This window comes from Flavobacterium sp. (assembly GCF_044341185.1).
In the GTDB taxonomy this organism is placed as follows: domain Bacteria; phylum Bacteroidota; class Bacteroidia; order Flavobacteriales; family Flavobacteriaceae; genus Flavobacterium.
Window position 1 is genome coordinate 1 of the sequence record NZ_JBIISE010000013.1, and the last position, 12323, is coordinate 12323.

Annotated in this window: 13 protein-coding genes; 2 read left to right on the forward strand and 11 right to left on the reverse strand. The window is 31.0% G+C overall.

Translation table 11 applies throughout. From position 1 onward, the window contains the following. Positions 1–64: 64 nt before the first annotated feature. The 11 genes from ACIQZ1_RS04200 to ACIQZ1_RS04250 all read right to left on the reverse strand — a co-directional run bounded on the left by ACIQZ1_RS04200 (position 65) and on the right by ACIQZ1_RS04250 (position 9408). Entirely contained in the window at positions 65–643 is a 579-nt protein-coding gene (locus ACIQZ1_RS04200; protein WP_396159368.1) for a hypothetical protein, read from the reverse strand. Positions 644–645: 2 nt separating this feature from the next. Next, a complete protein-coding gene (locus ACIQZ1_RS04205; RefSeq protein ID WP_396159370.1) occupies positions 646–1821 on the reverse strand; it encodes a class I SAM-dependent methyltransferase in 1176 nt (391 codons plus the stop codon). Then, the gene (locus tag ACIQZ1_RS04210) at positions 1821–2909 is read right to left on the reverse strand and encodes an AI-2E family transporter (RefSeq protein WP_396159371.1); all 1089 of its coding nucleotides are present in this window, start codon (positions 2907–2909) and stop codon (positions 1821–1823) included. Before ACIQZ1_RS04210 ends, ACIQZ1_RS04205 begins: the two co-directional genes overlap by 1 nt. A 12-nt stretch (positions 2910–2921) precedes the next feature. Continuing rightward, entirely contained in the window at positions 2922–4118 is a 1197-nt protein-coding gene (locus tag ACIQZ1_RS04215; protein WP_396159373.1) for an alanine dehydrogenase, read from the reverse strand. Positions 4119–4362: 244 nt separating this feature from the next. Then, positions 4363–4884: a hypothetical protein gene (locus ACIQZ1_RS04220; protein ID WP_396159375.1), complete on the reverse strand. Its 522-nt coding sequence runs from the start codon at positions 4882–4884 to the stop codon at positions 4363–4365. Between the two features lie 98 nt (positions 4885–4982). Further along, positions 4983–5261 carry a hypothetical protein gene (locus tag ACIQZ1_RS04225; protein WP_396159377.1) on the reverse strand — a complete coding sequence of 93 codons (279 nt, stop codon included), beginning with the start codon at positions 5259–5261 and terminating at the stop codon, positions 4983–4985. A gap of 84 nt (positions 5262–5345) precedes the next feature. Continuing rightward, complete coding sequence (locus ACIQZ1_RS04230; protein WP_396159379.1) at positions 5346–5900, reverse strand: hypothetical protein; 555 nt, start codon at positions 5898–5900, stop codon at positions 5346–5348. 132 nt (positions 5901–6032) lie between these two features. Next, positions 6033–6617, reverse strand: coding sequence for a hypothetical protein (locus tag ACIQZ1_RS04235; RefSeq protein ID WP_396159382.1), 585 nt, complete (start codon positions 6615–6617; stop codon positions 6033–6035). A 160-nt stretch (positions 6618–6777) separates the two neighbouring features. Continuing rightward, positions 6778–7194: a tRNA (adenosine(37)-N6)-threonylcarbamoyltransferase complex ATPase subunit type 1 TsaE gene (gene tsaE / locus ACIQZ1_RS04240; protein ID WP_396159384.1), complete on the reverse strand. Its 417-nt coding sequence runs from the start codon at positions 7192–7194 to the stop codon at positions 6778–6780. Positions 7195–7333: 139 nt separating this feature from the next. Further along, positions 7334–8887 (reverse strand): response regulator, encoded by a 1554-nt coding sequence (locus tag ACIQZ1_RS04245; RefSeq protein ID WP_396159386.1) that lies wholly within the window; start codon positions 8885–8887, stop codon positions 7334–7336. A gap of 137 nt (positions 8888–9024) precedes the next feature. Beyond that, a complete protein-coding gene (locus tag ACIQZ1_RS04250; RefSeq protein ID WP_396159388.1) occupies positions 9025–9408 on the reverse strand; it encodes an HU family DNA-binding protein in 384 nt (127 codons plus the stop codon). A gap of 545 nt (positions 9409–9953) precedes the next feature. On the opposite strand from ACIQZ1_RS04250, the gene ACIQZ1_RS04255 reads away from it, so the two are divergent. Both ACIQZ1_RS04255 and lpxD read left to right on the forward strand, forming a co-directional pair. Then, positions 9954–11183, forward strand: a complete 1230-nt coding sequence (locus ACIQZ1_RS04255; RefSeq protein ID WP_396159390.1) for an HD domain-containing protein — start codon at positions 9954–9956, stop codon at positions 11181–11183. A gap of 116 nt (positions 11184–11299) precedes the next feature. Further along, a complete protein-coding gene (gene lpxD, locus ACIQZ1_RS04260; RefSeq protein ID WP_396159392.1) occupies positions 11300–12319 on the forward strand; it encodes a UDP-3-O-(3-hydroxymyristoyl)glucosamine N-acyltransferase in 1020 nt (339 codons plus the stop codon). The last annotated feature ends 4 nt before the right edge of the window (positions 12320–12323 follow it).

The following is a 12323-nucleotide window of genomic DNA, read 5'->3' on the forward strand; positions in this document are numbered from 1 at the left end:
AGGAGTAATTGGGTTTTTATTTTTAAAATTTACATTAAAACAAAAAACAAAAGTTTAATTTTAATTAGATACCCAAACACTTTAAGTTATTTATAAAATAAGAATCAGGATTCGATTTTTCTTTATAAATTTCAGAATTCAACTCGGGTTTAATTACAAAATTCACATCACCAGTTGTTGCAGCAATTTTAATTAAATACACTTTCGATGTTTTTAAATCTTCAAAATTTTCTGGAGTAAAATAAAAGAAACCAGACAAAATTCGCAGGTTATTTTTTTCTACAGCGTCGTATTGCAATTCGTTACACGTTTCAGTATCTGAAGAATTTATAAGTTTAACTTGTTTGCCATTCGCCATTTCTAAATATATTTTCGTGCTTTTGTCTATGCATATTGGAGATAAAAAATCTTTACTTTTTTGTAAGTATTGAAAGTTTAACCCAATGAAACCATCTACATTAAAAAGCTTAAAAGTTAAAAAAGAAGTAGTGTTTCCAAAAACACTTTCATCTACAATTTTATCTTTCAATACACGTGTGTTACTGGTGTCTGTAGCAACATCAATTTCATATTCGCATGGTTTGTCTTGTGAAAACATAAATTGAGTTAAAAAAAGTAAAACAGTTATTTTTAAGGTTTTCATATCTAAATTTTTGTGCAAATTAATACAATTTTTTCGTTATTTATATTGGTGGTAAAAAAAGCATAAACAGTGCCACCGTCTGCAATTTTATATTTTTTTCTAATTTCTTCAACGGTTAAAGGAAAATTACGGGTTGTAATATTCATCTTCTTACCTTCAAAGTGCTTTTTAAGATTTTCTTTTTTAAACGGAATGACGTCATTAATGATAAATCGTCTTCCTGGAAAATCAATTAATTCAATATGGGTAAATAAATGCGAATGCGGATGTAATTTAGAAATATGCAGCGCATCGCACAAATAATCTACACCACCAGATTTAAGTAAAGGCGCATTCGGTTCATATAAAAATTCTTGTGGCAAACTAAAGCGAGCGGGTGTATGGTTACCTAAAATAAAAGTAGTACAATCTGTTTTTTCCTTTTGAATGTTTACGGCAAATAATTCTATTTCATCGTTATATCCTTTTTCTAAAAGCCATAGAATTTCTTTTACTTCGTTTTCAATGGCTACGATATGTATGGATTTTATGTTTTCTAATTCCATACAACCCGCCGTAATATCTAATATTGGCGCAGTTTTTATTAAAATGGAATTACTTTTAGAAAAATATAATTTTAAATTTTCAGAAACATTTGGCAAACAATCTTTAAGTAAAAACACTTTTCCTTTTACATCACTTCGTCTGCTTGGATCAATATAAATCCAATCAAAAGTACGGTCCGATTGCATTAAAACATCGGTGCTATTTTGTGCCAAACAAGTAATGTTAGTTACGTTCAACACACCATAATTATGTTGCACCATTTCTGATAGTGACGCGTTTCTTTCACAATGAATGACACGCTCAAATTTTTTCGAGAAATAATAATCATCCACGCCAAAACCACCGGTTAAGTCTATTAATGAGGTGCCAGAAATTAATTCAGATTTGTATTTGGCAGTAATCTCAGAAGAGGTTTGCTCTATGGAAAGACTTGGCGGATAGTAAATGTTATCCGTGTTAAACCAAGTTGGAAGTTTATGTTGCGATTTGTTTTTAGATACAATTTGATTGATAATTTCTTTCCAATCTACTTCAGGAAAAGGGTTTTTGGATAACGCTAATTTTGAAATATTGACTTGTAAAGAATTGTGAATATATTCTTGAATTTCGGCGGAAAGAAGAGATAGCTGCATTACAAACCTTTGGTTACTATTTGAATAAAAGTACTTTTAGGGTAAAACTCTTTCAGTACTACTCTTAAAGCCGTATAAACTGGAATGGCAATAATCATTCCCAATATTCCTAATAGCGTACCAGAAATTAGTGTTACCAAAAATATTTCTAAAGGATGCGAATTCGTGCTTTTAGAAAAAATAATGGGTTGGCTTACATTATTATCAATAAGTTGCACAATAAAATAACCAATGATAACATATAATGTGGTGGGCATAACTACCAATTGAAAATCTTCGTGAATGTGTCCTAATATCGTTAAAAACGCCGTCATTATTAAAGCAATTATAGGTCCGACATAAGGTATAATGTTTAAAATAGCACCTAAAAACGCAATAATAAACGCATTTTCTACACCAAAAATTAATAATACAATTAAGTACATTACAAATACCAATAATAGCTGTGTTAATAAGCCAATGGTGTATTTAGATAGCATATTTTTTATACGCAAAAGCGAAGCTAAAATGCGCCATCTGTGGTTCGCAGGTAAAACAGCTCGTAAATTTGTTGTAATTAGTTTTTGATCTTTCAATAAGAAGAAGCAAATAAAAAATATCGAGAAAATAGCCATTCCAAAATTTCCTATAGAACCAATTATCGAATTTAATATATCAGTAATAAAATTAAAATTAAACGATTGTGTAATCTTCTGAATGTCTATTAATTTTTTATACTGAATGTCATAGGTTTGCAACCAAACATCTACCTGATTGATAAATAACACAGAATTTTTTTCTAACGCCACCATATCAAGTAACGCTAAATTTTTACTCTGACTGACTATTAAAGGCACAAATAATAACAAGATGCCAAACGCTAAAACAATAAACAGCGTTAAAGACACGATAATAGCTAAAATAGGAGGAAAGCGTAATTTTTTTTGTAAAAAATCAGAAATGGGTTGTGCCACAAAACTTAATAAAATCGCTACAATAACATAAAGTAGTACCGACGAAATTACTCCAATAATATAGCCCAAAAACACTATGCCTGCAAGAATAAACAGCGTGCGAAGTAAAGCATTAGAAATGTTTTTAGATGTCATTTTGTAATTGAATTAAAAAACAATTAAATTTATGTCTCTATGCTCCAATTGAAACCAATCGGCGATGGATTTATTGGTTAAAATTCCGTGGTAAAAATAAATACCATTTTTCAATCCTTTATTGCAACGAATTGCTGTTTCAATACCACCATCTTCAGCAATATTTATTAACGTTGGTGTGATAATATTACTAATTGATATACTTGCTGTTTTAGAATAGCGTGAAGGAATATTCGGCACACAATAATGAATGACATTGTTTTTTATAAAGGTTGGGTGTTCGTGCGTGGTAATTTCTGAAGTTTCAAAACAACCACCGGTATCTATACTTACATCTACAATTACGGCTCCTTTTTTCATATATTCTACCATTGTTTCTGTAACTACAATGGGTGTTCTGTTTTCCCCTTTTAAGGCGCCAATAGCCACATCACATCTACGTAGAGCTTTTAAAAGGGCTTTATCGTGAATGGTAGAGGTAAATATTCTTTGATTTAATGTATTTTGTAATCGTCGTAATTTCGTAATAGAATTGTCAAATACTTTTACGTTAGCCCCTAAGCTTAATGCCGTTCTCACTGCATATTCGGCAACCGTTCCTGCGCCTAAAATAACAACTTCAGTAGGAGGAACGCCCGTTATGTTTCCAAAAAGCAATCCTTTTCCATCATTATTATTAATCATTAATTCGGCTGCAATTAAAACCGAAGCCGTTCCTGCAATTTCACTTAACGATTTTACTGCTGGATACGAACCGTCGCTATCTTTAATAAACTCGAATGCTAATGAGGTGATTTTCTTTTTAGTAAGCGCTTCAAAATATTCTTTTTTCTGTGTTTTTAATTGGATGGCTGAAATAAGAATGGCTTCTAAATTCATCATTTCTATTTCTTCTAAAGTAGGCGGTTCTACTTTTAAAAGTATTGGACAAGAAAATACTTTTTTGGTATCTTGAGTTACTTCTGCGCCCGCATCTGCATATTCTTTATCAGAAAAACTGGCATTTTTACCCGCATCACTTTCAATCATCACACGGTGTCCGTGACTTACCAATGAACTCACCGCATCGGGCGTTAAACAAATACGACGCTCTTGGTAAGAAGTTTCTTTAGGAATCCCAATAAATAAGTCACTTTTGTGTTTGCCAATTTCCAATTTTTCTTCTTGCGGAAGCAATTGTTTGGCTGAAAATGGAGTATAGATTGACATACGTGTTTTGATTTTGTAGCCAAATTAAGTAATTTTCTATTAAGTTACAAGTGAGTAGCTAAATAATATAGAAAACCAATGGTTTGAGATGCTGAAACAAGTTCAGTATGAGAGGTTTTGTGGCTTGTTATTGTTGCGAACTACGGAACTGATTGTTTTCTATCAAAGATAAAATTTCTTGCGAAATGTAAAAGTGTATTTACTACAAAATTCGCAATCTTGCCAAATGCCTGTTAGCAGCAGGTTATTCTGTTTTTTCGTAATAGTGATTTAAATCCTCACAAAGTATTATTTTAGGGTTTCCAAAAAACATTATTCGATTTATATAGGTTGAAAATCCTGCTTTATTTGAGACTTTTATATGTTCACCATTAATAATTGTCGATGAATAACCTTCTCCATATGATAAGTCAATTTCCGTTCCCCCGAGTGAATGAATTATTTTGTATTTGCCTTTACCATAAAACCGACTTTCAAAAGCGTTATTTTTTTTCAATATCAAAGTGTCAGCTTTATGTGGGATTTCAGCAATAAAATCATCACTAAAGTTCGTATTTGCATATTTTCCAATCAACATTTCTTCACTAAAAAAATTATTGACTATATAAACAATCATCAATAAAAATATTCCTAAAATTACTTTATTTCTCATAATATGTTCTCTGTAGTTAATTGGTGTTGAATCGGCGGTTAACTTGCTGCCAACGTGCCAACGTTCCGGCGCTTGGCGAGGTTGCGAGCTTCGGAACCGATTATTTTCTATCAAAGATAAAATTTCTTGCGAGAAATAAACGTGAATTTACTACAAAATTCATAGTTGTGAGAAATCGCTGTTAGTGATAGTTTAATTTTCAAACTTGGTTTCTAATTCTTGTTTACATAAATTCCTTCTTCGCCAGTTTCAATATCTTTTATAACGAGTCTGAAACCGAAGCAAAAAACAACTTTTGCTTTTCCGCTACTACCATAAACTATACCGTCTTCCACTTTCAGATTACCTTCATCAAACCAATCTCCAATATGAGTTCCGTCACTATATTTCCATTTTTGATTTTCAATATAATAAGATGAATTTAAGTAAAGAATGGAAGTAATTATAATTACAATAAGTGCTAAATTTATTTTAAAGATTCGTTTTTTCATTTCCATTTTTTTTTGCGAACTCCGGAACCGATTATTTTCTATCAAATATAAAATTTATTACCAAACGCTTGTTGTGTGCTGTTTTTATTTTGAAATTGAATTTGATTTAAATGAATTAATAACCGATTCCATTCTTCCAATAAGTTTATTTTTGTAATTAAGATTTGTCCAAGCCATTATCTGATATAGATGTTTATCATCTTCAAGTATTGCATATCTGTAAAAGACATTTTTTCCATCTTCTAAATCCTTACCGCTCATTGAGAAAATAATAGCATTACAAGAATTAATTTTGGTAACACCATAATCTGAGGTTTTGAAATTTTCCGTAATTTCATCGAAATGATTAGTAATCACTTTGTAATACCCAAACAAGCTTGGAGAAACTTTATGAACGCCCATTTTTATTCCATTTTGAAAACCTTCTTTTGTTTCTTCTAGCACGATAAAATGCAAATCTTCTTTGGGTTTTCGAAACTGAACTTTTGCTAATTGATTCATTTCATTAGTTCTTTCAAAATCTGAAGGCGCTTCTATTGAGTAATTTTCTGTAAAAATTCTTTCACTTTTATTTTCGTTTTTATTGCACGAGAAAACAGAAATTAGAAATGTTAAAAGGATAATTTTTTTTAAGTACATTTAGTTTATATTTTATATTTTGTTTTTGGTCACGAGCTAGAAGCTCGCGCTAGCTGGGGAATTTCATTTTCTAAAGTAATTTTTTGTAAAGTCTTAATATTTATGTAAACTGCAATTATCTGTAGTTGTTTATTATTTATTATTTTGCCATTCAAAATCTATCTCATTGCTTGATAACTTACTTCTTTCCGATTTATAATCTTTTATTTTCCAATTTGTAGTATAAGTTCCAGCGCCATCTGAGAAGTACGCATAAAGTATATAAAACTCTTTATGTTTTTCAAGTTTAAACTGATCCTCAATTAATTCGCCAGTATGATTTGGATTATAGATTTGTGAAACATCAAGTTTAATTGATTTATTATTGATATAAATTGATAACTTTTCAAGTTCGTTTTTTGGAAAATCCATTCTAAAATCAGAACCATAATAATCTTTGTCGTCTATTTTACAGATATACCTAGCGTCAATACTTTCGCAAAATTCAATTTTGTGTTCTTTTTCAATAAAACTTTTTATGAACCAGGTTAGATGTATGTTGTCCGTTAAGTCAATTTTACCTTTAGTCGCTTTTTTTTGTTGATTTATTTTTTCAACTCTAGAAAGCTCTTGTTTTTCTATTACTTCTCCGAAATTGTGTGCTTCTTTTTTTAAAAGAAAAAAAAGAAAAAAAATTAATGCAAAAATTATAATTGCAAACGTTATTTTATTTTTCATTTTTTATGTAATGTTAGTTTACAATTAAAGATGACTCATTTATATGCATTATAGTTTCGTATATTCACCTATATTTGTATGTAATGTGAAGTTTTGTTTCACCTTTTCTATCCAAATATAAAGAATTATTTTGAAATTTTTTTATAAGAATACCCCAATTTTAATCATTTTTTAAAATCAATTCTCTTTTTCCGTTGGGTAACTGTCTAATTACAATTGAGGCGTGGTCTAAAGGTAATAAATGAGGTATTTTTTCTGGCCATTCAATAAAGCACCAATTACCTGAATAAAAATACTCGTCAATTCCCATATCATACGCTTCTAATTCGTCATTAATGCGGTACAAATCGAAATGATATAAAGCTTCACCCGTTTCCGATTCGTATTCATTAACTAACGAAAAAGTAGGACTACTTGAATTTCCTGTAACGCCTAATTCTTTCACCAGTTCCTTAATTAATGTGGTTTTACCCACACCCATAGTCGCGTGAAACGTAATTACTTTTTTTAAACTCGGTGTAGCAAGAATTTCTTTAGCTACTTTATTTATGTCTTCTAATGTGAATGTTGCAGTCATTTTTTTGGGTTTAGGGTTAAAGGTTTAAGGTTAAAGGTTTAGGTTTCAGGGTTTATGGCTTAAGGTTCAGGGTTTTACCTTATACCTTTTACCTCATACCTTTTGCCTTTCACCTCACACCCAAAACCTTTTACCTATTTTACTTTGGATTCAAAACTATACACGGAATAATCATTTCTTCTAATGAAATACCCCCGTGCTGATACGTATTTCTGTAATAACTTACATAATGATTAAAGTTGTTTACATAGGCTAAAAAGAAATCGCTTTTGGCAAATATATACGAACTGGTCATGTTTATCGTGGGCAAACCTATTTTTTTAGGATCTTTTACAGCGTACACATCTTTGTCTTCGTACGTTAAACTTCTACCTGTTTTGTATCGTAAATTTAAACTGGTGTTTTTATCGCCAATAACTTTCGATGGATTTTTGCAGTTAATGGTACCGTGGTCAGTAGTAATAATAAGTTTAAAACCCATTTGTTGTGCTTGCTGAATCATTTCTAACAAAGGCGAATTTTTAAACCAACTTAAGGTTAAAGAGCGGTACGCTTTGTCATTAGACGCTAATTCTTTTACCACATCCATTTCGGTTTTTGCGTGCGATAACATATCTACAAAATTGTACACAATAGTAGTTAAATCGTTGTTTTTGCACGATTTAAAATTATCTACTAATTTCTTACCATCACGTAAATTGGTGATTTTATAGTATTCGCTTTTAATGTTTAAACCCAAACGTTTTAGTTGTTCGTTTAAAAAATCGGCTTCGTGCATGTTCTTTCCACCTTCATCAGTATCGTTTTTCCAATATTGTGGATATTTCTTTTCCATTTCTAACGGCAACAATCCTGCGAAAATAGCATTTCGGGCATATTGTGTAGCGGTTGGTAAAATAGAGTAGTAGTTCACTTCCTTTTCAGGCTTGTAATGATTGAATACAATGCTTTCGAAAATTTTCCATTGATCCAAACGCAAGTTGTCGATAACTACAAATAGAATTGGTTTGTCTTTCTTACGAATTTCGGGCGCTACTAATTCACCAAATAATTTATGTGATAAAATCGGCTTGTCTGCTTTTTCGTTGAACCAATCTTCGTAATTGCGTTCAATAAATTTTCCAAATTGCAAATTGGCTTCTGCTTTTTGGCTTTCTAATATTTGAATTAAGTTTTGGTCTTCAATGGTTTCCAATTCGATTTCCCAATACACTAATTTTCTGTAAAATTCAGCCCATTCATCAAACGAATTTACCATCGACATTTCCATAGCAATTTTTCTAAATTCTTTCTGATAATCTAACGTGGTTTTTTCAGAAATTAAACGCGAATGGTCTAAGTTTTTCTTTAAACTCAATAAAATCTGATTCGGATTTACGGGTTTTATTAAGTAATCGGCAATTTTACTACCAATAGCTTCTTCCATAATATACTCTTCCTCACTTTTTGTAATCATAATTACAGGTGTAGATGATTTAAATTCTTTCATTTCAGAAAGGGTTTCTAAACCCGAAAGTCCTGGCATATTTTCATCTAAAAAAACCACATCAAAGGCAGTTTCTTTGTATAAGTCAATCGCGTCTTGTCCGTTGTTACAGGTAGTCACGGTATAGTTTTTCTTTTCTAAAAATAAGATATGTGGCTTCAATAAGTCAATTTCGTCGTCTACCCAAAGTATTTTTATATTGTTCATCGTATGTCTGATTTAAAAGTGCAAGTTACTATATGTTAAACGTAAATTTTCTTAAAAATTGTGTAAAATTTTAAGAAATTAGAAAATAATTCAGTGTAGGAAAACATCAAATTGTGATTGAGTAAGAATACATTGAATTAACGCATACGTTTATAAGTAATTTTTTTCATTCTGGTTTTTAAATCTTTTGATGGTTTGTAATTAATTTTTGCTGCTTTAATATTCGATTTTCCTAAAGCCGCTTCGGTATCCGCAGGTGTGCCAGTTAAATTTAATTGAAAGGTACCTAAATTATCAATTCTAACGATATTCCCATTTGCTAATGATTCGCCAATAACATCGCTTAAAGCCATAATTACGCCAAAGCAATCTGGTCGACTCATAGTGGTTCTGCTCGCCACGATTCGGGCTAAATCATCTAAATTTACTTCTCCTTTGCTAACGGCACAAGGGTAGTATTTTGTTTCTGGAGGCGATACCAAACTGTTTTTCTTAGGTATCATTTTAAATTGTACGGACATATAAATAAGTTAGTAACGATAAAAAAAGTAATTTAACCTTACAAATATACTAAAAGATGTACATCTTTTTACATAAAGTTATACATCTTTTAAGTAAAAGATGTACATCTTTTGAGTAAAAGTCGTACATCTTTTTAAATTATTAAAAGGTGCAGTTGATTTTTACTACTGGTTAAAAAGAAATAAAAGTACTGTTGCTTTTGTTTTGTAGGAATCATTCTACAAGGTTGCTGACGCTTTTTTTATTAAATTTGAAATTAACCAAGTACCGTGTTTTGTTGAAGATAAAAAAACAATAAGTAATAATTGTCATTTCGACCTAAGGAGAAATCACATAAAGTTAAAAAGTATGATTTCTCTTTGTACGGTAATAACAACGTGTTTGGTTTAAAATTATTTACAAAGATTATGAGTTTTCTCCATCCGTCGAAATGACAAAGTTTGTGGGTAAGATGACAAAGTTTGTTTGTAAAATGACAAAGTCCTAAAAAAGTAAGAATTATTTTTTAAGTTTTTCTTACATTTGTTACACAAAAACATATTCTGTGAGCCAAATCAATAAATTAAAAATACTCAACGATCCTATTTATGGTTTTATTACCATTCCCAATACATTAATTTACGATTTAATTCAGCATCCGTATTTTCAGCGTTTGCGACGTATTTCTCAAATGGGCTTGTCTTATTTGGTTTATCCAGGGGCACATCATACCCGTTTTCATCACGCTTTAGGATGTATGCATATTATGCAAAAAGCGGTTCAGACACTGAAATTTAAAGGTGTAGCCATTTCCGATGAAGAAGAAAATGCATTATACGTAGCGATTTTATTACACGATATAGGACACGGACCTTTTAGTCACGCCTTAGAGAATAGCGTATTGGAAGAAGTACATCACGAAGAGTTGTCGTTGTTATTTATGGAGCAACTTAATACTGAATTTGATGGTAAATTAGCGTTAGCTATTCAGGTTTTTAAAGGCGAATACCATAGAAAATTTATGTTGCAATTGATTTCTAGTCAGTTAGATATGGATCGTATGGATTACCTTAAACGCGATAGTTTTTATACAGGTGTGAATGAAGGAAACGTAAATAGCGAACGATTAATTCAAATGCTAAACGTACAAGACGACGTGTTGGTAATGGAAGAAAAAGGAATTTATTCTATAGAAAAATTTCTAATGGCGCGTCGATTAATGTATTGGCAAGCGTACTTGCATAAAACCAGTGTAGTAGCAGAATTAACGTTAACTAAGATATTAAAACGTGCAAAAGAGCTTTCATCAAAAGGTGAGGTGTTATTTGGAAGTCCGTTTTTATTGTTCTTTTTAAATCATAAAATTGAATTACAACAGATAGATAAAACCATCTTAGATACGTTTTCTAATTTAGATGATTACGATGTGTTAGGTGCGATTAAACAATGGCAATTTCACGACGATTTTGTGCTGAGTTCTTTAAGTAAAATGGTGATAAATAGAAATCTATTAAAGATTGAATTAACAGAAGATAAAGTAAACAAAATCAAATTATTAGAGTTAAAAGAAAAGTATATAAAACTATATAATCTTTCCGATAAAGATGTGGACTATTTTGTGTTCAAAGGGAAAATAAAAAATGAAGCCTATAGCAAATCTTCGGAGCCAATTAGGATATTAAAAAAGGATAAAACAATTGAAAATGTGGTAGAGGCTTCAGATCAAATGCATTTAAAAGCATTGTCTAAAACCATCGTCAAATATTTTATTTGTTATCCGAAAGCGGGAGATTAAGGTTAATTTTTATATTTTTGCACAGACGAAATGAGTAAAATTAATTTTACACAAAGTAATCACATAAATAATGACGTGTTTGTCTTAAATTATAGATAGGCACTAAAGCATACAAAATGAAATTTACAGCAGGACAAATAGCAGGCATATTGGATGGAGTCGTTTTTGGAAATCCAGATGCTGAAGTATATAAATTAGCTAAAATAGAGGAAGGAACAGAAGGTTCACTAACTTTTTTAGCTAATACGAAGTATTCCAATTATTTATACACTACAAACGCCACTATAGTTATTGTAAATAAATCGTATGAACTTGAAAATGAAGTAAAAGCCACATTAATTAAAGTTGATGATGCGTACAGCTCTTTTTCAAAATTATTAGAATATTACAATCAAATTAAACTAATGAAATCGGGTATCGAGCAACCTTCTGTTATTTCAGAAGGCGTAACCTATGGTGACGAATTATATTTAGGTAGTTTTTGTTACATTGGTAAAAACGTACGAATTGGAAATAATGTAAAAATATATCCAAATAGTTTTATTGGCGATAACGTAACTATTGGCGATAATTGTGTGTTTTTTGCAGGAGTGAGGGTATATTCTGAAACCGAAATAGGCAATCACGTAACCATTCATTCCGGATCCATTATCGGTTCTGATGGTTTTGGTTTTGCTCCACAAGAAGACGGTTCGTATTCTAAAATTCCACAAATTGGAAATGTTGTTATCGAAGACCACGTAGAAATTGGGTCGTGTTCTACAGTAGATAGAGCAACACTTGGAACTACATATATTCGAAAAGGTGCGAAGTTAGACAACCAAATACAAGTGGCACATAATGTAGAAATTGGTGAAAATACCGTAATTGCAGCTCAAACTGGCATTGCAGGTTCTACAAAAATTGGTAAGAACTGTATGATTGGCGGACAAGTAGGAATTGCAGGACATATTACAATAGGCGATAGGGTAAAAATTCAAGCCCAATCAGGTATCGGAAAAAGTTTAAAAGACGGAGAAGTTGTGCAAGGTAGCCCAGCATTTAATTATGGCGATTTTGCGAAGTCATTCGTACACTTTAGAAATTTACCAAAAATCGTTAATGAAATAGAAGAATTAAAAAAGAATAATATATAAAATC

Coding starts and splice junctions, on each gene's coding strand:
- ACIQZ1_RS04200 (WP_396159368.1), bottom strand. CDS start 643: ATGAAAACCTTAAAAATAACTGTTTTACTTTTTTTAACTCAATTTATG.
- ACIQZ1_RS04205 (WP_396159370.1), bottom strand. CDS start 1,821: ATGCAGCTATCTCTTCTTTCCGCCGAAATTCAAGAATATATTCACAAT.
- ACIQZ1_RS04210 (WP_396159371.1), bottom strand. CDS start 2,909: ATGACATCTAAAAACATTTCTAATGCTTTACTTCGCACGCTGTTTATT.
- ACIQZ1_RS04215 (WP_396159373.1), bottom strand. CDS start 4,118: ATGTCAATCTATACTCCATTTTCAGCCAAACAATTGCTTCCGCAAGAA.
- ACIQZ1_RS04225 (WP_396159377.1), bottom strand. CDS start 5,261: ATGAAAAAACGAATCTTTAAAATAAATTTAGCACTTATTGTAATTATA.
- ACIQZ1_RS04230 (WP_396159379.1), bottom strand. CDS start 5,900: ATGTACTTAAAAAAAATTATCCTTTTAACATTTCTAATTTCTGTTTTC.
- ACIQZ1_RS04235 (WP_396159382.1), bottom strand. CDS start 6,617: ATGAAAAATAAAATAACGTTTGCAATTATAATTTTTGCATTAATTTTT.
- tsaE (WP_396159384.1), bottom strand. CDS start 7,194: ATGACTGCAACATTCACATTAGAAGACATAAATAAAGTAGCTAAAGAA.
- ACIQZ1_RS04245 (WP_396159386.1), bottom strand. CDS start 8,887: ATGAACAATATAAAAATACTTTGGGTAGACGACGAAATTGACTTATTG.
- ACIQZ1_RS04250 (WP_396159388.1), bottom strand. CDS start 9,408: ATGTCCGTACAATTTAAAATGATACCTAAGAAAAACAGTTTGGTATCG.
- lpxD (WP_396159392.1), top strand. CDS start 11,300: ATGAAATTTACAGCAGGACAAATAGCAGGCATATTGGATGGAGTCGTT.